This is a genomic window from Streptomyces sp. NPDC107538, from assembly GCF_055657445.1.
On sequence record NZ_JBVKAY010000005.1, the window covers coordinates 1 to 19,963 of the forward strand.

Consider the following 19,963-nt stretch of genomic DNA (forward strand, 5'->3'; position numbering starts at 1 on the left):
CAAGGAACGGACGCTTCCTTTGTACTCACCCTCTCGGGCTTTCCTCCGGGCTTTTCCCTTCGGTCTTGCTGTCTTGCGTTTCCGACTCTATCAGACCGTTTCCGGTTCCGATTTCCTCGGTGCTTTCCAGGTTCCCGCTTCCGCGTTTCCCTTTCCGGCGACTCCGACTTTATCAGAAGTTTTTGGCCGGGCTGACCGGCCGCTTGTTTCTGATTGATCGGATGGGCTCACTCGGGAAATCACACTCGCGAGAAGCCGGTAGATTTTCACTGCCTCCCTGGGGCATGACCACCTCTAGGCAACTGTTCAAATCTACCTCCCCACAGGCACCGTGTCAACGGCTCTTGCGGGAACGAAGAGGAGACTAACAGCCCGGCGGGGGTGGATGCACATCAGGCGGCCGTAGGCACCGCGGCGCTGCGTTCGTGCTCCTCGACGTCGCCCGTTTCACCAGCCCGGACGGCTCGTCCGCCCAGGACATAGACGTACGCGAGGAAGACCAGTTCGGCGAGGACGCCGATGCTGATGCGGGCCCAGGTAGGCAGGCCGGACGGGGTGACGAAGCCTTCGATGGCGCCGGAGACGAAGAGGACCAGCGCCAGGCCTATCGCCATGCCCAGGGCCGCTCGCCCTTCCTCCGCCAAGGCCGAACGGCGGCTGCGAGGGCCCGGGTCGATGACGGTCCAGCCGAGACGTAGGCCCGTGCCGGCGGCCACGAAGACGGCGGTCAGTTCCAGCAGACCGTGCGGGAGGATCAGGCCGAGGAAGACGTCGAGGCGGCCGGCCGAGGTCATCAGTCCGATGCCCACCCCCAGATTCAGCATGTTCAGGAGCAGGATCCAGAGGACCGGCAGGCCCAGGAAGATTCCCAGGACCAGGCACATCGCGGCGGCCTGGGCGTTGTTCGTCCACACCTGGGCCGCGAAGGACGCGGCGGGATGGGATGAGTAGTACGTCTCGTACTGGCCGCCGGGACGGGTCATCTCGCGCAGTGCGTCGGGGGCCGCGATGCTTGCCTGGACCTCCGGATGGGTGCCGATCCACCAGCCCAGGAGTACGGCGACCAGGGTGGAGAGCAGTGCCGTCGGGACCCACCAGTGGCGGGAGCGGTAGACCGCGGCGGGAAAGCCATGGGTGAGGAAGCGGGTGACATCGCGCCAGGACGCCCGTCGGTTTCCCGTCACGGCACTGCGCGCGCGTGCCACCAGTTGGCTGAGACGTCCCGTGAGCTGGGGGTCCGGAGCGCTGGACTGGATCAGGGAGAGGTGGGTGGCGGTGCGTTGGTAGAGGGTGACGAGTTCGTCGACCTCGGCTCCGTCGAGACGGCGCTGGCGGCGGAGCAGGGCGTCGAGGCGGTCCCACTCGGCGCGATGGGCGGACACGAAGACATCGAGGTCCATCGGGTGTGCTGCTCCTCGTCCCTCTCATACTGCGTGTCGGCTTGTCGTACTGGTCGTACTGCGGCGCGATATGACCTCAGCTTGGCAGACTGGCCACTCTCAGGGCAGGTCAGGGGATCGAACCGGAAGGACTACGGGTGTGAGTGAGCTGGTGACGGGTGAGGCGGTGGCGCTGGAGCTGCGTCCCGCGAAGCTGCCGAGCCGGGCGCTGGCCGTGCTGCTCGACCTGATCGTGGCCGTGGTCGTGTACCTCGCGGTGGTCCTGATCCTGGTGCTGTCCACGGCGAGCCTGGACGAGGCCGCGCAGACGGCGATATCCATCGCGAGCTTCCTGCTCGTGCTGGTGGGCGGGCCGATCGCGGTGGAGACGCTGAGCCACGGGCGGTCGCTGGGGAAGCTGGCGTGCGGGCTGCGGGTGGTGCGGGACGACGGCGGACCGATCCGGTTCCGGCACGCGCTGGTGCGCGGGGCGGTCGGAGTCGTGGAGATCCTGATGACGTTCGGCGTCGTCGCCTGTATCGCCTCGCTCGTGTCGGCGCGGGGGCGGCGCCTGGGCGACGTGTTCGCGGGGACGCTGGTCGTGCGGGAGCGGGTTCCGGCCGGACGGACGGCGTTCGTGCCTCCGCCGCCGCCCTGGCTCGTGGGCCAGTTCTCCGGGCTCGACCTGTCAGCCGTTCCGGACGGGCTGTGGCTGGCGGTCCGCCAGTACCTGACGCGGATGCGTCAGCTGGACCCGCACGTGGCCGCGGCCATGGCGGAACGTCTCGCCGCGGACCTCGCGGCGCGTACGGGGGCTCCGGCGCCGTACGGGGTGCCGCCGGGCGCGTATCTGGCCGCCGTGGTGCACGAGCGGCAGGCGCGGGAGGCCCGCCAGGCGTTCGGGGGCGCGGTGGGTGCGGGCGGCGTGCCAGGTCCTCCGGGTGCGCCGGGTCCGGCCGCGCTCGGCCAGCCGGTCGCTGGACCCGGCTGGGGTGGGCCGGCAGCTCAGCCCCCTGCCACTCCGGCGTATGCGCCGCCGGGCGGGTATGCCCACCCGGCCTCGCCGCCACTGGCCGACCCCGGCTACGCGCCCCCTGCGGGACCCTCGGGCCCCACTCCCCCGGCTGGCATTCCCGGCCCCGCCGTACACCCAGCCCCTGCGCCTACTCCTCCCCCGCCCGCCGTTGACCGGCCAAGCACCGGCTTCGCGCCACCCGCTTAGGCTCCGGCCCTCCTCCGAGCCGCCGTACACCCCGGTCCGTCCCCCGAGCCGCTGGCTCAGTCGAACGTCGACGGCGGTGTCTCCAAGTGCTCCAGCTCGATCCCGGGGGCCGCCAGAACGACGTCGCCGGCGAGGTGGACGGTGTGCCGCTCGCCCGTGTCCAGGGCTGTGACCTGGTATTCGTCCACGGTCAGGGGGCCGTTGTCAGTGGCGTGTGCTTCTCTTTCGATCAAGGCCCAGGACTGGTCCAGGGTGCGCGGGGCGAGGACCGGGTCGGTGAAGGCGACGAGGCGTACGCGGGTGGCGGGCGCGGAGGGGGTGAGGCGCAGGAGACGGGCGGTGGCGATCAGGAACGCCGGGGAGGTGCCGGTGAAGGCGTGGGCGGGGACGTTGCCTTCGGTGGCCTCCGTACCGGTGGGGTCGGTGCGGACCCAGGTGACGCCGTCGAGGGCGGCGCCGCGGACCTGCCAGCTCGCGGCGTGGAGTTCGAGGCGGATGGGGCGGCCGAGTTCGTCGAGGGCGAGGTCGACGGAGCCCATGTGGTCGCCGGAGGGAGCGGTCAGCTGGGAGACATAGCGCCAGCCGGAGGGGCCGGGCGCGCAGTGGAAGTGTTCTTCGGCGAGGAGGGTGTGGTCGTGCGGGTCGTGCAGCGAATACCGGCCGCGGGGCATGGGGGTCCTGGGTCTTGACGGGCCGGTCCGGCCGACGGGCGGGTGCGGGGCGGAACGGGCAGGCCCCCGGCACGGGGGTGCGGGGGCCTGCCTGGGGGCCACTGCTGCCGTGACGGGTGCGTCGGTGTACACACGCACCCGTCACGAGTGGATCAGTAGCGGTAGTGGTCCGACTTGTACGGGCCCTCGACCTCCACGCCAATGTACGCGGCCTGCTCGGGGCGCAGCGTCGTGAGCTTCACGCCGAGCGCGTCGAGGTGGAGGCGGGCGACCTTCTCGTCGAGGGCCTTGGGCAGCGTGTAGACGCCCGTGGGGTACTCGTCGGGCTTGGTGAACAGCTCGATCTGGGCCAGCGTCTGGTCCGCGAAGGAGTTGGACATCACGAACGACGGGTGCCCGGTGGCGTTGCCCAGGTTCAGCAGGCGGCCCTCGGACAGGACGATGAGGACCTTGCCGTCCTCGAAGGTCCAGGTGTGAACCTGGGGCTTGACCTCGTCCTTGACGATGCCGGGCACCTTGGCGAGGCCGGCCATGTCGATCTCGTTGTCGAAGTGGCCGATGTTGCCGACGATGGCCTGGTGCTTCATCTTGGCCATGTCGGCGGCCATGATGATGTCCTTGTTGCCGGTCGTGGTGATGAAGATGTCGGCGGTCTCGACGACCTCGTCGAGCGTGGTGACCTGGTAGCCGTCCATCGCCGCCTGCAGCGCGCAGATCGGGTCGATCTCGGTGACGATGACACGGGCGCCCTGTCCGCGCAGCGACTCCGCGCAGCCCTTGCCGACATCGCCGTAGCCGAAGACGACGGCGGTCTTGCCGCCGATGAGGACGTCGGTGGCGCGGTTGATGCCGTCGATCAGGGAGTGGCGGCAGCCGTACTTGTTGTCGAACTTCGACTTCGTCACGGCGTCGTTCACGTTGATCGCCGGGAAGAGCAGCTGGCCGTCGCGCTGCATCTCGTACAGGCGGTGGACGCCGGTGGTGGTCTCCTCGGTGACGCCGCGGATCTCCGAGGCGAGCTGGGTCCACTTCTGGGAGCCGTTGGTGATGGTGCGGTTCAGGAGTTCGAGGATGACGCGGTGCTCGTCGTTCTCGGCGGTGTCGACGGCGGGGACCTCGCCGTCCTTCTCGTACTCGACGCCCTTGTGGACGAGGAGGGTGGCGTCACCGCCGTCGTCGAGGATCATGTTGGGGCCGCCGGTGGGGCTGTTCGGCCAGGTCAGCGCCTGCTCGGTGCACCACCAGTACTCCTCCAGGGTCTCGCCCTTCCAGGCGAAGACCGGGACGCCCTGCGGGTTCTCGGGCGTACCGTTCGGACCGACCGCGATCGCGGCGGCCGCGTGGTCCTGGGTGGAGAAGATGTTGCAGGAGACCCAGCGGACCTCGGCGCCCAGGGCGACCAGGGTCTCGATCAGGACGGCGGTCTGCACGGTCATGTGCAGCGAGCCCATGATCCGGGCGCCGGCCAGCGGCTGGGTGGCGGCGAACTCCTTGCGGATCGCCATCAGGCCGGGCATCTCGTGCTCGGCGAGGGTGATCTCCTTGCGGCCGAAGGCGGCCAGGGAGAGGTCGGCGACCTTGAAGTCCTGTCGGTTGTCGACAGTCGTCATGGCGAGCTGCTCCTCGGGTGTCGGGTCGAGGGTGGGTAGGGCTGGTCTGCGCGGCGGCGGACACAGGGGTGCCCCGAAGAGGACACAGGCATGCCCGCGTGCGCGCAGCGCAGTCCGTCGGAGGCCCTCTCTCCCTCGGCCGGTCCTCGGTGGGACCGCCCGACCGCCATCAGCAGCGACGTCTGGCTCCGTCCCAAGCTACACCGGTCGGCCCGGCCTGCCCCAGTCCGCCTGCGTACAGATCAAGCCGACGGAGGGGCGAAGCCGTTGCGGCCAGGGGCGGGCCGGGGACGGAGAAGGGGCCCGTCGCTTCGATGCGCGACGGGCCCCTGTCCGCGGAGCGGCTGGTGGGTCAGTGTTCGGCGGTGGTGGCCGGGCCGCCGGGGGCGGCGTCGGGGTCGGGGCCCTTGGCGGCCTCCGCCTCGCTGTAGATGTCGGGCTCCAGGTAGATGACGCGGGCGATCGGGACGGCCTCGCGGATGCGGGCCTCGGCGGCGTCGATGGCGTTGGCGACCTCGGTGGCCGTCTCGTCGTGCCGGACGGCGATCTTGGCGGCGACCAGCAGTTCCTCGGGGCCGAGGTGGAGCGTGCGCATGTGGATGATGCCGGGGACCGTGTCGCCGTCGACGATCGCGGCCTCGATCTTCTTGACCTCCTCCACGCCGGCGGCCTCGCCCAGGAGCAGCGACTTGGTCTCGGCGGCCAGGACGATCGCGATGAGGATCAGCAGGATGCCGATGCAGAGGGTGCCGATGCCGTCCCAGACGCCGTCGCCGGTGAGGAGGGCGAGGCCGACGCCGCCGAGGGCGAGGATCAGACCGACGAGGGCGCCGAGGTCCTCCAGGAGGACGACGGGCAGCTCGGGGGCCTTGGCGTGGCGGACGAACTCGGTCCAGGACTTCTTGCCGCGCAGGACGTTGGATTCCTTGATGGCGGTCCGGAAGGAGAAGGTCTCGGCGATGATCGCGAAGACGAGGACGCCGACCGGCCAGTACCAGGCCTCGATCTCGTGCGGGTGCTTGATCTTCTCGTAGCCCTCGTAGAGGGCGAACATGCCGCCGACGGAGAACAGGACGATGGAGACGAGGAAGGCGTAGATGTAGCGCTCGCGGCCGTAGCCGAAGGGGTGTTGCGGGGTCGCCTCGCGCTGGGCCTTCTTGCCGCCGAGGAGCAGCAGGGCCTGGTTGCCCGAATCGGCGAGCGAGTGAACGGACTCGGCGAGCATCGACGACGAGTGGCTGAAGAGGAACGCCACGAACTTCGCTACCGCGATCGCGAGGTTGGCGGCGAGTGCCGCCACGATCGCCTTGGTGCCGCCTGACGCGCTCATGTGTCCGGGGTGTCCCTTCGCCTACGCATATATCTGTGCGTGGGTGCGCGCACCTGGCACACGTACCCACGTTTCCGTCCGTCACCGGCCGGGCTTTGCCCGCCTTTTGCAGGGGGCATTGTTGCAGCCCGGTCCGGCGGGTCGCACGGGTCCCGTCGCTCAGGCGACGACGGTGGCGCGGAACAGGGTGCCCGGCCCGGACACCTCGGCCTTCTCGTCCGCCGGTACGAAGACGGACTGGCCGGGGGCGAGGGTGTGTTCGCCCGCGCGGACCGAACCGGCCGTGCAGAGAAGGATCTGCGGGGTGGCGCGGGTGAGGTCGTGCGGGCCACCGGCCTCGGGGAGGACGAAGCGGGAGAGGCGGAACTCGTCGATGGGGGTCTCGTAGACCTCCTCGCCGTCGGGGGACGCCTCGGGGCGCAGGACGCCGGGGTCGGTCGCCTCGAAGCGGACGATGCGCAGGAGTTCGGGGACGTCGACGTGCTTGGGGGTGAGGCCGCAGCGCAGGACGTTGTCGGAGTTGGCCATGATCTCGACGCCGAGACCGTTGAGGTAGGCGTGCGGGATGCCGGCGCCGAGGAACAGGGCCTCGCCGGGCTGCAGCCGTACGTGGTTGAGGAGCATGGCGGCGATGACGCCGGGGTCGCCCGGGTAGTGGTGGGCGATGTCGGCGTACGGGGCGTGGTCGCCGCCGAGGCGGGCGCAGGCGGCCGCGGCCTCGGTGACGGTGTGGGTCATCTCGGCGGGGTCGGCGCCCAGGACGGCCGTCAACACCTCGCGCAGAGCGGCCTCTTCGGGGTGGGCGTGCAGGAGGTCGACGTACGGCTTGAGGGAGTCGACGTCGAGGGCGGCGAGCAGCTCGGCGGCCCGCAGCGGGTCGCGGAAGCCGCAGAGGCCGTCGAACTCGGTGAGGGCGCAGATGAGTTCGGGCTTGTGGTTGGCGTCCTTGTAGTTGCGGTGGCCCGCGTCGATCGGGATGCCGCGCCGCTCCTCGTCCTCGTAGCCCTCCCGGGCCTGTTCGAGGTCGGGGTGGACCTGGAGGGAGAGGGGGGCGCCGGCGGCGAGGAGCTTGAGGAGGAAGGGGAGGCGGGGGCCGAACTTCTCGACCGTGCGGATGCCCAGCTCACGTTCCGGGGCCTCGTCGATCACCTCGGTGAGGGGGCCGCGCCCGGTGCGGGAGGGGGCGCCCGGGTGGGCGCCCATCCACATCTCCGCCTGCGGCTCGCCGGTGGGGGCCACGCCGAGGAGGTGCGGGATGGCGGTGGTCGAACCCCAGGCGTAGGGGCGGACGGTGTTGTCGAGGCGGTCCATGGTGTGTGTTTCTCCGTAGGTGGGAGGCCGGCCGAGGCCCCGGTCAGGGTCGGGCTCCGGTAAAGATCAGGCTCCGGAGGCGAGCGACAGGTAAACGGCGGCGAAATCGGTGATGGCGATCATCTCCGCGAGGGTCTCCAGGTCACTGCCCTCCTCGGGTTCCAGCTCGCTGATCGCGGTGTCGTGGCCGAGGGCCAGCTCGCGGGCGGCCGGGACGGCGCTCAGGCCGCCGGTGGGGCGGTCGCGGACGAGGACCACGCGCGCGTGCAGGACGGGTGCGTCCTCGACGCGGTCGCGGAAGAAGTCGTCGGGGTCGGCGTTCGCGGCGAGCGGGCCCGACAGCAGCGCCGTGTGCGCGGCGAGGGCCTCCGGGAGCTGGGCGGCGAGGGCGGGGCGGCCCGCCAGCTCGGCGAGCGCGGCGGCGAATCGGCGGCCCACGGGGCCCGCGGCCTGGCCCTCGGTCCAGATCACCGGGAGCACGTCGGCCAGCTCGGCGGCGAGGGTCTTGGCGGGGTTGCTGTAGGTGGCGATGGCCGGGCCGCAGCGCTCGGCGACGTGGTCGAGGCGGTCGGCGACCTTCTGCAGGGCGTCCGGCGGGGCGGCGACCAGGCCGGTGCGGTCCAGCAGCGCGAGCATCGGGGTGAGCAGCGCCCACAGCACTCCGGGGGCGGCGGCGCCCAGGGGCACCTCCTGCTCGTACGGGCCGGTCGCCATCGGTACGAAGAGGCCGTGGGCGCCTGCCACGGCCTCGGCGACCGGGGTGCGGGGCGGAGCGACGGCGACGACGGTGCAGCCGCGTCGGTAGGCCTGGTCGACCAGGAGCGACAGGCCGGGTTCGGAGCCGTCGGCGGTGGCGATGAGCAGGAGGTCGACCGAGCCGGCCCAGCCCGGGAGGTCCCAGCGGAGGGCGCCCGCGGCGGGGGCCACGCCGGTGGGGTGGAGCCGGGTGAGGGGGCAGCTCGACCCCGCGAGGGCGCCGAGCAGGTCGGCGACGCCCGCGGAGGCCATGCCGGGGCCCGCGATCAGGAGGGCGCGGGGGCGGCCGTCCGGTTTCAGGTCCGGGATGCCGGCCTCGGTGCCGAGGCGGATGGCCGTACGGACCCGGGCGCCGGCCTCGGCGGCGCCGCGGAGCAGGTCGCGGCGGTCCGCCTCCGACAGGGCCTCGGGGGTGTCCAGCAACGATTCGTCGAGCATGGGCGGAAGCCTCCGATCGCCGGGTGCCCTGGTCGCCCGTACGCCGGGTTTCCCGGTCGTGCGGGGTCACTCCTTGCGCGCGAGCTTGATCGCGCGGGTCACTCGGGGCGGCGGGCCTCGTCGACGAGGAGGACGGGGATGCCGTCCCGGATGGGGTAGGCGAGGCCGCAGTCCTGGTTCGTGCAGGTCAGCTCGGTGTCCTCCTCCGTGAGGGGGGCGTGGCACGCCGGGCAGGCGAGGATCTCCAGGAGGCCGGCTTCGAGCGGCATGTCGGGGGTCCCTTCGGGGGCGGGTTCGTGCGGTGCGGCCTGGTCAGAGTACCGCCGTGTGGGGGGCGGCGCCGGGGTTGGGGGCGGGGTGGTCTTTTCGCCCCCGCCGCCCCTACCCGTCCCATCCCCCAGGGGCTGCGCCCCTTCGACCCCCGTCTGCGGGCCCGGTGGGGCTTCTCGCGCAGTTCCCCGCGCCCCTTCAGGGGCGCTCACGCCCTGATGATCTTCAGCACCTCGTCCCGCACCCTCGCCATCGTCTGCTCGTCCCTCGCCTCCGCGTTCAGTCTCAGCAGGGGTTCCGTGTTGGAGGGGCGGACGTTGAACCACCAGTCCGTGGAGGTGACGGTGAGGCCGTCCAGGGCGTCGAGGGTGATGTCGGCGCGGTTCTCGTAGGTGGAGCGGATCGCGGCCAGGCGGCCCGGCTGGTCGGCGACGGTGGAGTTGATCTCGCCGGAGCCGGCGTAGCGGTCGTACTGGGCGACGAGGCCGGAGAGGGGGCCGTCCTGGCCGCCGAGGGCGGCCAGGACGTGGAGAGCGGCGAGCATGCCCGTGTCGGCGTTCCAGAAGTCGGCGAAGTAGTAGTGGGCGGAGTGCTCGCCGCCGAAGATCGCGCCGGTCCTGGCCATCTCCGCCTTGATGAAGGAGTGGCCGACGCGGGTGCGCACGGGGGTGCCGCCGTGCTCCTTCACGACCTCGGGGACGGACCAGGAGGTGATCAGGTTGTGGATGACCGTGCCCTTGCCGCCGTGCCGGGCCAGTTCGCGGGCGGCGACCAGTGCGGTGATGGCGGAGGGCGGGACGGGGTCGCCCTGCTCGTCGACGACGAAGCAGCGGTCGGCGTCGCCGTCGAAGGCGATACCGAGGTCGGCGCCCTCCTCACGGACCCGCTTCTGGAGGTCGACGATGTTCGCCGGGTCGAGAGGGTTGGCCTCGTGGTTCGGGAACGTGCCGTCCAGTTCGAAGTACATGGGGACGAGGTCGAGGGGGATGTCGGCGAAGACGGTCGGGACGGTGTGGCCGCCCATGCCGTTGCCCGCGTCGACGACGACCTTCAGGGGGCGGATGGAAGTCAGGTCGACGAGGCCGAGGAGGTGCGCCGCGTACCCCTCCAACGTGTCCCGCCGCGTGATCGTTCCCGGGGTCGCGGCGGGCTCCGGGGCGCCCGACTCGCTCCAGGTCTCGGCGAGTTCGCGGATCTCGGCGAGGCCGGTGTCCTGGCCGACGGGGGCGGCGCCGGCGCGGCACATCTTGATGCCGTTGTACTGGGCGGGGTTGTGGGAGGCCGTGAACATCGCGCCGGGCAGGTTCAGCGCGCCCGACGCGTAGTACAGCTGGTCCGTCGAACAGAGGCCGATCTCGGTCACGTTCACCCCGAGCGCCGCCGCACCGCGCGCGAAGGCACGCGACAGGCCGGGTGAGGAGGGCCGCATGTCGTGGCCGGTCACGATGGCGTCCGCGCCGGTCACGCGTACGAAGGCCGCCCCGAGCAGCTCGGCCAGGGTCTCGTCCCACTGGTCCGGGACCACCCCGCGTACGTCGTACGCCTTCACGATCGTCGTCAGATCAGCAGCCACGGCCAAACCCTCCTGAAGTCCTCACCGGGCACCCAAAGTACCCGCCCGGGGTGACAGTGGTCCGTGTGACCTCGGAGGAGGGTCCCGTCCGGAGGGGACGCCGCACGGAGGCCTCCGTTCCGGCCTCACGGAAACATCCGTTCCGGCCTCACGGAAACATCCGTTCCGGCCTCACGGAAGCATCCAGTCCAGTACGGGTGTGCTCTGGCCCACCACGATCAGGCACATCACCAGCAGCAGCCCCAGGCTCCAGGGCAGCACCTTGCGCAACAGGTCGCCCTCGCGGCCCGCGAGGCCGACGGCGGCGCAGGCGATGGTCAGGTTCTGCGGGGAGATCATCTTGCCGAGGACGCCGCCGGAGCTGTTGGCGGCGGCGAGCAGTTCCGGCGACAGGCCCGACTCGCGGGCCGCGCTCACCTGGAGGGCGCCGAACAGCGCGTTGGCGGAGGTGTCCGAGCCGGAGACCGCGACGCCGAACCAGCCCAGCACGGGTGACAGGAAGGCGAGCCCGGCGCCGGCCGCCGCCACGAAGTGGCCGATGGTGGCGGCCTGCCCGGAGAGGTTCATGACGTAGGCCAGGGCGAGGACGGAGGTCACCGTGAGGATCGCGAACCGCAGTTCGTGGACCGTGGCGGCCCACTCCCGGACGGCCACGCGCGCGTGGACCCCCAGAACGACGGCCGTGCACAGCCCGGCGAACAGCACGAGCGTGCCGCCGGTGGACACGACCGGCCAGGTGAAGACATTGCCGCCCACGGGATCGCCGTCCGGGTTCACGACGTCCAGGAAGGGCCAGTCGTACGTCTGTGTCGCCCCGGCCAGCCAGTCCTTCACGGCCGGGATCTGGGCGACGGAGAAGATCGCCACGATCAGCGCGTACGGGGCGTAGGCGCGCAGGACTTCACGCGGCGGGTCCTGCTCGTCGAGGTCCTCGCTGCGCGCGCCGGTCAGCACGGCGGCCCGTACGGGCTCGGCGGCGGGCCGTCGTGCCTGGGGTACGGCGACGAGGGCGCCCGCGCCCAGCAAGGCGGCGCCGATGTCGGCGAGTTGCGCGGAGACGTAGTTGGAGGCGATGAACTGGCCGACGGCGAAGGCGAATCCGCAGGCGAGGGCGGGCACCCAGGTCTCGCGCAGTCCGCGCCGCCCGTCGACGAGCCAGACCAGGACCAGCGGCACCACCAGGGCGAGCAGCGGTGTCTGGCGGCCGACCACGGACGCGACGGTGTCCAGGGGCAGTTCGGTGACCTGGGCGAGGGTGACGACCGGGGTGCCCATGGCGCCGAAGGCGACGGGCGCGGTGTTGGCCACGAGGGCGACCACGGCGGCCTTCACCGGTTCGAAGCCGAGCGCGACGAGCATGACCGAGCAGATGGCGACCGGCGCGCCGAAGCCGGCGAGGGCCTCCAGCAGCGCGCCGAAGCAGAACGCGACCACGAGCGCCTGGATGCGCGGGTCGTCGGAGAGCCGCCCGAAGGAGCGGCGCAGGATGTCGAAGTGCCGGGTGTGGACGGTCATCCGGTACACCCACAGGGCGTTGACGACGATCCACATGATCGGGAAGAGGCCGAAAGCGGCCCCCTGGGTTGCGCTGGAGAGCGTCTGGCCGAGTGGCATGCGGAAGGCGAGCCAGGCGACCAGAACGGCCGTCAGAAGGCCGATCAGGCCCGCCAGATGGGCTTTCAGGCGCACACCGCCGAGCAGGACCAGGACGATGACGAGGGGCAGGGTCGCGATCAGGGCGGACAGGCCGAGCGAACCGGCCACGGGTTCCAGTTGCTGGACGTACACGGGAGCCTCCCCGGATTCCGCGATGCGGAAGCGGCTTCTCACGGCACGGGCACCCGGAATGATCGCGTCCGCGCCGACACACCGTCAACAGGCGTGCGTCACCGAGCGAAACGGCGCGAACAGAAAGAGCCACGAGGAGACACGAGGAGAGCGGAAGGACACGGAGTTCGACCGCGAGGTCACGGCAGCCACGGCAACGGCCCCACGCGGGACGTCAGTTGTCGGGCGAGCGCAGCACGCGGAGATGGCCGCGGCGGGCGACCTCCATCGGGTCCGCCGTACGCGCGCCGCCACCGGCCTCCGCGGCGCGCCGCTGCGGGCGGGCCGCCTCGCGCACGGCATTGGCGAGCGCCTCCAAGTCGTCACCGCTGGGGCGCGCGGGGGCCGAGGCGTCCAGCAGCCGTACGACCTCCCAGCCGCGCGGCGCGGTGAGGCGCTCGGAGTGCTCGGCGCACAGGTCGTAACAGTGGGGTTCGGCGTAGGTGGCGAGGGGGCCGAGGACCGCGGTCGAGTCGGCGTAGACGTACGTCAGCGTCGCGACGGCGGGGCGGCCGCAAGCGGTGCGCGAACAGCGACGTACAGGGCTCACGACGTTGGACGGTACCGCACTCTTGAGCGGGCCGCGACGACTCTCCACCAGGTCACTCCACCGTGTCGTGCTGTGAAACGCCCCACACGCCCCTCCGAACCCACGGCGTTGACCTGCGAGTAACCCCGCGTCCGGGATGCCGAACGGGCCCGAGTTCGGTCAATTTTCTGTACAAACCAGGCTAATTGGCGTGAGTTCGCCGGTCTCGGAGAGATACGGAATCGAGCCCAACCTTGGCTGGAATGGTCATCCCGCGACATGCCGTACGGGGCGGGTCGGCGGGGGTCGCCGGGGGTGTGGAGCCGGGCGGGCCGACCTCGCGGGGACTACGCTTCACAGGTGATGGACAACCTCGTACCGCCCCGCGCCGCCTCCGCACCCGGGCCCCGCCGCCGAGATCGGCACGGCAGGGGGATGCGTGGGCCCATCGCGCCGCCGCAGGTGCCGCTCGCGGCGAGCCGTGCGGACGTGTTCGCGGATCTTGTGCAGGACTCCGTGGAGCGGCTGGAGCGGCGGTTGCCGCAGCTGGCGGACATCGACTTCCTCGTGCTGGAGGTGCCGCGGCTCGACGGGCCGGTGGACGGGGCGTGGAACGACGAGGCCGTGCCGCTCGGGGGGACGGTGGCGGCGCGGGAGGGGCGGCCGGCGCGGGTCGTGGTGTATCGGCGGCCGGTGGAGATCCGTACCAAGGGGCGGGACGAGCGGGCCGCGCTGGTGCATGAGGTCGTGGTGGAGCAGGTGGCGGAGTTGCTGGGGCTGAATCCGGAGAATGTGGATCCTCGGTACGGCGAGGACTGACGGCCGGGGTGCGTTCTTCGGCCGCGGGTGAGTGGTGGGCTGGTCGCGCAGTTCCCCGCGCCCCTGAAAAGCAGGGGCTGCGCCCCGTGCTTTTCACCTCTGCCCCACACCCGCAGACGACGAGCCCCCCGCCGAACAGCTACCTCTGCATGATCGACAGGTCCTGCCGTGCCTTCGGGACGGCCACCGTGCCTCGGTCGTCCGGGAGGGTTTGGATCGTGAAGGCGGGGACGCTGTCGAGTTTGGACTCCAGGAGGCGGGAGGCGTAGACCGGACCGCCGGACGTGGTTTCGACGGTGAGGGCGTAGGCGCCCTTGAGACCGCTCGGCGCGGGCATGTCGACGTTCTGCGTGGTGCCGGCCTTGATCGTGAAGGTCTTCGTCGCGGACTCCCCGCCCCCGCTGCCGGCGGACGCGGTGACCTTGACCTTCGCCGCACCGGTGGGCGCGGTGAGGGCGAGGGTCGTGCCCTTCGCGCGGTTGTCGGCGACCGTGGCGCGCGCGCCGACCGGGCGGGTCGCCGGGATGAACGCGGTCTCCTGGTTGTCCCCCTTGCCGCGGACGACGCGGAGGGCGGCCACCACCGGCACCGACTGGCCGGTGGGGGTGAGGATGAGCGAACCGGGTTCGCCGCGCGTGATGTCACCCAGGTCGGCCGAGGCGGTCATGCCCCCCTTGACGTGCAGCGTCTCATTGCCCGCCGGGGTGATCGGGCCGTTGGGCGAGGCGAGGCGGAGCTTCAGGTCGGCGTCGGTCTCGCCGGGGGCGTAGGCGACGAGGGTCACGGAGGTGGCGTCCTTCGGGATGCCGGGAAGGACCAGGGTGCCCGCCGGGTCGGCCCCGGCGGAGAGCCAGTCGCCGCCCACCTTGTCGTCGAGGGCCTGGACCGCCGCGGCGACCCGGCCGCTGCGGACGTTGACGTGGACGGTGAGGTCGGCCTCCTTCGCCGTGGCGAGCGTCGACAGCAGGACCGGCTCGCCGGAGCGGGGCTGGACCGTGATGCCGTCGCCCACCGTCGACTTCAGGACGCCGTCCTTGCCGTACAGCTCGATGTCGACGACGGCCGCCGAGTCGTCCGGGTTGACGAGGTGGACGTAGTCGGTGCGGCCCGCGGCCGTGCTCGCGCCCGGGAACCAGAACTCCGTGTCCGGGGCGGCGCAGTTCACGCCGAGCAGGCCGCGGCCGGTGCCGGCGGCGACCTCGGTGGTCTCCTGGACCGTCCAGCCGGGCGCGAACTTCCCCTCGGCCGTGCCGATCAGCGCGGGCGAGTCACCGCCGTCGGTGCTGCCGGTGACGGGCTTGCCGGGCTCCTTGACCTCGACGACCGGCTTGGCGGCCTTGTCCTCGCCCTTGTCGTCCTTGTCGTCCTTGCCGGTGTCCGCCGACTCCCCGCCCGCCGCCACGAGTTCGGCGTCGCCGTCGTCGCCGGCGTCTTCGGTGACGGGGGTGAAGGAGGTGTACGCGGTCTCCGCGATGTCCGAGGTGCTCGGCTGCGGGCAGAGCAGGCTCGTGCGCTGCACGGGCAGTTGGGCGGCGGCCTTCGCGGTGGTGGTGTCTCCGGCGGGGTCGGGCGCGGAGAGCGTGGCGAAGCCGGTGACGGCGGCCAGGGCGGTCGCGCCGGCGATCAGGGACAGGGTCTGGCGGTTCACTGCTGGCTCCCGTCGGGGCGCTCGCTGTCGGCGCCGGTGCCGGTGCCGTGCGACGGGTCGTACGTCGCGTCGTAGCCCTGGGTGTACGTCTGGTCGTACGAGACCGTGTTGCCCCCGTAGGAGGCGTACGGGTCGTACTGGCCGCCCTGGTCGGGGGCGGCCTGGTAGTACTGCTGCTGGTCGTACGTGCCCGCCGGGTACTGCTGGGCGCCCTGGTACTGCTGGTCGTACTGGCCGTACTCGGCGTTCGCGTGGTGCTGGGTGTCCCACTCGCCGTATCCCTGCTGCTGCGGGACGGGGGCGGCGGCCGGGATCTCGTCCGGGGCGGACGGCAGGTCGGGGTCGGGGCCCTGTGCGGCCTCGGCCTCGGCCTCGGCCTCCGCCTGGGCGCGCAGGCGGCGGGCGCGGCGGCCGTCGCCGGTGATGTCCTGGGCGGGCACGGCGACCGGCTCGTCCGGGAGGTCGTCGTCGACGTCCCGGCGGCGGCCGGGCAGGGCGAGGACCACGAGGACGACGGCGAGCGAGCCCTGCGCCCACAGCCAGCCGGTGTGGCTGACGGGGGCGTCGAAGGTGACGTCCAGCCTGCCGCCGTCCACGGGCAGTTGGAAGCCCTGGGCCCAGCCGTCGACCGTGGTCGGGGTGAGCGGCTTGCCGTCGAGGGTGGCGGTCCAGGACTCGTCGGCGGTGTCGGCGAGGCGCAGGACGCGGCCCGAACCGCCGGCCGGGAGGGTGGTGTGCACCTCGACGGGTCCGGCGGCGACGGCCTTGGGGGCGCCGGAGGAGGCCTCGACGGTGACGCGGGCGACCTGGCGGTCCACCCGCCACAGGGCGCTGCCGTCCTGCTGGCTGAGCCGGCTCAGGCCGGGCGTGGCGTCCAGGACCCGGCTGACCTCGCGGGGCGCGCCCGGCCGGACCAGGACGTACCGCACGGCGAAGCCGCCGAGTTCGTCGCTCTGGTCGGCGCCGGAGCCCGCGACGAGGTGGGCGACGACCTGGTCGAGCCGCTTGTTCTCCCCGGCGGCCGCGGTGAGTTCGGCGTCGCCGAGGCGGACGCCGGAGCCGCGGACCAGGGTGTAGCCGACCTCGGCGGTGGAGTCGCTGTCGAGGACCAGGGTGCGGGCCTGGTCGCGGGTGCCGCTCTCCTCGGCGACGAACGCGGGCACCTGGACGGGGTCGCGGCGCTCCAGGGGGCCGTCGGCGCCGCCGAGCACCCAGCCGACGGCGGCCAGCAGCGGGCCGACGGCGGCGGCGAGCGCGATGAGCACGGCCACCGGCTGGCGCCAGCCGAAGCTCTGCTCGGCGACGCGGTGGCGCGCTCCGTCGGCGCCCAGGGTGGCGGCGGCGAGGAGGGCGATGCCGTAGACGAGGGTGGCGGGGCCGGCCCAGGTGGAGCCGTTGGAGAGGACCGCGAAGACCAGGGCCACGAGGGCGACGATCCAGGCGGTCCGGATCGCCAACTGCCGTTCCGAGCGCAGCAGGGCGGCCAGCGCGGCCAGGACCACGCCGATGAGCGTCAGGCCGCCGACCGTGCCGGGCCCGCCGGGGCTGATGCCCAGCAGATCGGTCGCCGAGGCGCTGCTCCCGCCGTACTCCAGACCGGCCTCCTCGAAGAAGCCGAACGGCAGCAGCGTCAGCGACCAGGGGGCGAGGATCAGCAGCGGGGTGCCCAGCTGGGCGAGGAAGCGGAGGCCGTAGGCGGTGATCTCGCGGCGGCGCACCACGAGGAGCCCGAGGCCGAGGAGCAGCGCGAGGGGCCACACGATCGGGGTGAACGCGGTGGTGATCGCCAGCAACAGGGCGTACGCCCAGGTGGCACGCCAACTGCCGCGCGCCCCCGTCTTGTTCGTGAGCCCGGCGGCCGCGGCGCCCGCGCGGGCGATGAGGGGCAGCAGGACCGCGAGGACGGCGGTGCCGATGCGGCCGGTCGCCAGCGCGCCGGTGACGGCGGGCAGGAAGGCGTACACGACGGCCGCCCAGGCGCGCAGCAGCCGGGACTCGACCAGGGGCCGCGAGGCGAAGTACGCGGTGAAGCCGGCCAGCGGCACGGACGCCACGAGGAGCACGGTGACCGCGAGTCCGGTGGAGCCGAAGAGCAGGGAGGCGAGCATGGCCACGATCGCCAGATACGGCGGCGCGGCCTCGGCGCCGCCCGCGCCGACCGGGTGCCAGCCGTCCAGGTAGCGCGACCACAGCGCGGCGGAGTCGGCGGGCGCGGGCAGCAGGGTGCCGCCGGCGAGCGCGCCGCCGCCGAGCAGTTCACGGCAGGCGGCGAGGGAGGCTAGCAGCAGGAGCGCGAAGAGCACGGGCCCGGGGGCGCGCGCGATGCGCTTGAGCCGGGCGAACTGCTCGACCTGGAGGAAGTCGGCGTCGTCGTCGCCGGGCCCCGACTCGACGGCGCCGCCGTGCCGTCCGGCCGGGGAGGTGTCGGTGTCGGAGCGGCCGAACAGATCGCCGGCGGCCTGTTCGACGGTGGCCCGGACGGTCGCGCCGGGCGGCGGGAACAGCGGGCGCAGCTCGCCCTTGTCCAGCTGCGACCGGCCTCGCCTGCGCCGCCCGGCGATGATCCGCTCGGGCCGCAGCAGCACGCTCAGCAGACCGCGGATCTCGTCGACGGCCTGTCCGGGGACCTTGCCGACGAGATACGCGACGGTCCTGAGCAGGGTGCCGAGGACGATCCGCAGCAGCACCCAGGGGAGTTGTGCCGTACGGGAGTTGACGAGGAGGGTGTAGAGCGCGCCCGCCTTGTCGACCATGTGCGGGGAGGCGGCGCTGCGGCCCACGCAGTCGACGGTGCGGCGCTCGCGCGCGGACGCCTCTGCGTGCCGTACGACGGCCTCGGGGGCGACCAGGACACGGTGCCCGGCGGCGGTGGCGCGCCAGCACAGGTCGACGTCGTCCCGCATGAGGGGCAGGCGGCGGTCGAAGCCGCCCAGTTCCTCGAAGACGTCGCGGCGGATCAGCATGCCGGCGGTGGACACGGCGAGGCTGGGCTTGACGTGGTCGTGCTGGCCCTGGTCCTGCTCACGGCGGTCCAGGCCGGTCCAGCGGCGGCCGGAGGCGGCGATGGTGACGCCGACCTCCAGGAGCTGGCGGCGGTCGTACCAGCCGCGCAGCTTGGGGCCGACGACGGCGACGTCGTCCCGGCCCAGCTCGTGTTCGTTCTCCACGACCCGCAGCAGCTGGGCGAGGGCGTCGGGTTCCGGGGCGCAGTCGTCGTGCAGCAGCCACAGCCACTGGACCGGCTCGCCGTGGGGCAGCTCCGGCATGTCGTACGCGTCGTCGCGCCAGCTGCGGGTGACCGGGTCCCAGCCGCTGGGGCGGCGGAGGTAGGCCAGGTCGTCCTGGGTGAGGACGCCCGCGGTGCGGTTGGCCTCCTCGACGGCCTGGCCGAAACCGGTGCGCCGGGCCAGGTGCAGGACGCGGTCGGCGCCGAGGGCGTCGGAGAGGAGCCGGGCGGAGTCGTCCGCGCTGCCGGTGTCGGCCGCCATGGCGCTCTGCACCGGGCGCTCCTGGCCGAGCAGCCCGGCGAGCGCGTCGGGCAGCCAGCGGGCGCCGTCGTGCGCGACGAGGACCGCGGTCACCACATGACGTGGGAACTCGGGCGTGGCAGCGTCGTGGTGAGCTGCGGTGTGGCTGTGCACGGACATCGAGGTACGGGCCCCGGTTCGATGGACTGCGGTGGACGTCTGTGTCCGGCGAGGACAGCGGGACGTCTCGGACGAGGGCCCACACTAACGGCTGGGCAGCAGAGCGGCCCGCCGCCTGTGGATAACCCACCTGCGACGGGCCGTACGTGTTCGGTTGTTCCTGTTCGACTGTGCCGGGCGGGTGTTCCGGGCGGGTCAGACGGCCGCCTTCTTGAGGCGGCGGCGCTCGCGCTCCGACAGGCCGCCCCAGATGCCGAACCGCTCGTCGTTGGCGAGGGCGTATTCGAGGCACTCGGAGCGGACCTCGCAGGCGAGGCAGACCTTCTTGGCCTCGCGGGTCGAGCCGCCCTTCTCGGGGAAGAAGGACTCGGGATCGGTCTGGGCGCACAGCGCGCGCTCCTGCCAGCCGAGTTCCTCGTCCGCGTCGTCGACCAGCAGTTGCTGCACGAGCTCGGTCATGTGCGCCCCTCGTCCGTCTTTCGCGTCCCCGTCGTGCGGCCGTTACCGATTTCGGCTGAACGACACGAGTGAAATTACAAGTGTGCTGCTACGGGCGAGTCAAGCCGAGATCTGCTATTGAGCCCCTTATTCACTCTGCGGAACCAAGGCTATGCGGAAAGTGTTCAAATCGGCATAAACCCTGACAGCAGTGCGGTGCCAGTGGGGAGTTCTCACCGGATCACCCTTCCCTACGAGGAAAGACGCCCAGGAGTTCGATCTCGTTCCGGCTCGATCCGACTCACTCGTTCCGGGTTGTGCGCCATGTGTCCCCGACACCCCACGCACAAACCTTTCGCCGCACGGATGCACCGGAAGAGGTGAACGGCCATCCACATACCGGACGCGAAGTTGACAGCAGAGGTGTGAACCGATGTCCTTGTGGGCATGCTCGCGCACTTGGCACTCACCTCGACCCGCACCGCCGGGTCCCTC

The 19,963-nt window shown here is 72.1% G+C and carries 15 protein-coding genes; 2 read left to right on the forward strand and 13 right to left on the reverse strand.

Going from position 1 to position 19,963, the window contains the following annotated elements; genetic code table 11:
• Nucleotides 1-392 precede the first annotated feature (392 nt).
• Nucleotides 393-1,400 carry a stage II sporulation protein M gene (locus ACZ7MG_RS18435; RefSeq protein ID WP_471394711.1) on the reverse strand — a complete coding sequence of 336 codons (1,008 nt, stop codon included), beginning with the start codon at nt 1,398-1,400 and terminating at the stop codon, nt 393-395.
• A gap of 139 nt (nt 1,401-1,539) precedes the next feature.
• Here ACZ7MG_RS18435 and ACZ7MG_RS18440 point away from each other — a divergent pair, with 139 nt between their 5' ends.
• Complete coding sequence (locus ACZ7MG_RS18440) at nt 1,540-2,601, forward strand: RDD family protein (RefSeq protein ID WP_471394714.1); 1,062 nt, start codon at nt 1,540-1,542, stop codon at nt 2,599-2,601.
• A 56-nt stretch (nt 2,602-2,657) separates the two neighbouring features.
• On the opposite strand, the gene ACZ7MG_RS18445 is transcribed toward ACZ7MG_RS18440, so the two are convergent.
• From ACZ7MG_RS18445 to ACZ7MG_RS18485, 9 genes are all read right to left on the reverse strand, one after another.
• On the reverse strand, nt 2,658-3,272 hold the full coding sequence (locus ACZ7MG_RS18445) for a hypothetical protein (RefSeq protein ID WP_471394717.1): 615 nt from the start codon (nt 3,270-3,272) through the stop codon (nt 2,658-2,660).
• A 152-nt stretch (nt 3,273-3,424) separates the two neighbouring features.
• Nucleotides 3,425-4,882 carry an adenosylhomocysteinase gene (gene ahcY, locus ACZ7MG_RS18450; protein WP_471394720.1) on the reverse strand — a complete coding sequence of 486 codons (1,458 nt, stop codon included), beginning with the start codon at nt 4,880-4,882 and terminating at the stop codon, nt 3,425-3,427.
• Nucleotides 4,883-5,234: 352 nt separating this feature from the next.
• Nucleotides 5,235-6,212 carry a cation diffusion facilitator family transporter gene (locus tag ACZ7MG_RS18455; RefSeq protein WP_471394723.1) on the reverse strand — a complete coding sequence of 326 codons (978 nt, stop codon included), beginning with the start codon at nt 6,210-6,212 and terminating at the stop codon, nt 5,235-5,237.
• A 159-nt stretch (nt 6,213-6,371) separates the two neighbouring features.
• On the reverse strand, nt 6,372-7,523 hold the full coding sequence (gene manA / locus ACZ7MG_RS18460) for a mannose-6-phosphate isomerase, class I (protein ID WP_471394727.1): 1,152 nt from the start codon (nt 7,521-7,523) through the stop codon (nt 6,372-6,374).
• 66 nt (nt 7,524-7,589) lie between these two features.
• A complete protein-coding gene (locus ACZ7MG_RS18465) occupies nt 7,590-8,717 on the reverse strand; it encodes an SIS domain-containing protein (RefSeq protein ID WP_471394729.1) in 1,128 nt (375 codons plus the stop codon).
• Between the two features lie 98 nt (nt 8,718-8,815).
• Nucleotides 8,816-8,986, reverse strand: coding sequence for a Trm112 family protein (locus tag ACZ7MG_RS18470; protein ID WP_471394732.1), 171 nt, complete (start codon nt 8,984-8,986; stop codon nt 8,816-8,818).
• Nucleotides 8,987-9,195: 209 nt separating this feature from the next.
• Nucleotides 9,196-10,560 carry a phosphomannomutase/phosphoglucomutase gene (locus ACZ7MG_RS18475; RefSeq protein WP_471394735.1) on the reverse strand — a complete coding sequence of 455 codons (1,365 nt, stop codon included), beginning with the start codon at nt 10,558-10,560 and terminating at the stop codon, nt 9,196-9,198.
• A 171-nt stretch (nt 10,561-10,731) separates the two neighbouring features.
• A complete protein-coding gene (locus ACZ7MG_RS18480) occupies nt 10,732-12,348 on the reverse strand; it encodes an L-lactate permease (protein ID WP_471395022.1) in 1,617 nt (538 codons plus the stop codon).
• A gap of 214 nt (nt 12,349-12,562) precedes the next feature.
• Complete coding sequence (locus tag ACZ7MG_RS18485; protein ID WP_152169362.1) at nt 12,563-12,985, reverse strand: DUF3499 domain-containing protein; 423 nt, start codon at nt 12,983-12,985, stop codon at nt 12,563-12,565.
• 294 nt (nt 12,986-13,279) lie between these two features.
• On the opposite strand from ACZ7MG_RS18485, the gene ACZ7MG_RS18490 reads away from it, so the two are divergent.
• The gene (locus tag ACZ7MG_RS18490; RefSeq protein WP_152173939.1) at nt 13,280-13,735 is read left to right on the forward strand and encodes a metallopeptidase family protein; all 456 of its coding nucleotides are present in this window, start codon (nt 13,280-13,282) and stop codon (nt 13,733-13,735) included.
• 139 nt (nt 13,736-13,874) lie between these two features.
• Here ACZ7MG_RS18490 and ACZ7MG_RS18495 read toward each other — a convergent pair whose 3' ends face one another.
• The 3 genes from ACZ7MG_RS18495 to ACZ7MG_RS18505 form a co-directional block, all read right to left on the reverse strand.
• Nucleotides 13,875-15,383: a DUF5719 family protein gene (locus tag ACZ7MG_RS18495; RefSeq protein ID WP_471394740.1), complete on the reverse strand. Its 1,509-nt coding sequence runs from the start codon at nt 15,381-15,383 to the stop codon at nt 13,875-13,877.
• Nucleotides 15,380-19,030: a glycosyltransferase gene (locus tag ACZ7MG_RS18500; protein ID WP_471394743.1), complete on the reverse strand. Its 3,651-nt coding sequence runs from the start codon at nt 19,028-19,030 to the stop codon at nt 15,380-15,382. Before ACZ7MG_RS18500 ends, ACZ7MG_RS18495 begins: the two co-directional genes overlap by 4 nt.
• A 195-nt stretch (nt 19,031-19,225) precedes the next feature.
• Nucleotides 19,226-19,489, reverse strand: coding sequence for a WhiB family transcriptional regulator (locus ACZ7MG_RS18505; RefSeq protein ID WP_003975777.1), 264 nt, complete (start codon nt 19,487-19,489; stop codon nt 19,226-19,228).
• Between the last annotated feature and the right edge of the window lie 474 nt (nt 19,490-19,963).

Coding starts and splice junctions, on each gene's coding strand:
- ACZ7MG_RS18435 (WP_471394711.1), bottom strand. CDS start 1,400: ATGGACCTCGATGTCTTCGTGTCCGCCCATCGCGCCGAGTGGGACCGC.
- ACZ7MG_RS18445 (WP_471394717.1), bottom strand. CDS start 3,272: ATGCCCCGCGGCCGGTATTCGCTGCACGACCCGCACGACCACACCCTC.
- ahcY (WP_471394720.1), bottom strand. CDS start 4,882: ATGACGACTGTCGACAACCGACAGGACTTCAAGGTCGCCGACCTCTCC.
- ACZ7MG_RS18455 (WP_471394723.1), bottom strand. CDS start 6,212: ATGAGCGCGTCAGGCGGCACCAAGGCGATCGTGGCGGCACTCGCCGCC.
- manA (WP_471394727.1), bottom strand. CDS start 7,523: ATGGACCGCCTCGACAACACCGTCCGCCCCTACGCCTGGGGTTCGACC.
- ACZ7MG_RS18465 (WP_471394729.1), bottom strand. CDS start 8,717: ATGCTCGACGAATCGTTGCTGGACACCCCCGAGGCCCTGTCGGAGGCG.
- ACZ7MG_RS18470 (WP_471394732.1), bottom strand. CDS start 8,986: ATGCCGCTCGAAGCCGGCCTCCTGGAGATCCTCGCCTGCCCGGCGTGC.
- ACZ7MG_RS18490 (WP_152173939.1), top strand. CDS start 13,280: ATGGACAACCTCGTACCGCCCCGCGCCGCCTCCGCACCCGGGCCCCGC.
- ACZ7MG_RS18500 (WP_471394743.1), bottom strand. CDS start 19,030: ATGTCCGTGCACAGCCACACCGCAGCTCACCACGACGCTGCCACGCCC.
- ACZ7MG_RS18505 (WP_003975777.1), bottom strand. CDS start 19,489: ATGACCGAGCTCGTGCAGCAACTGCTGGTCGACGACGCGGACGAGGAA.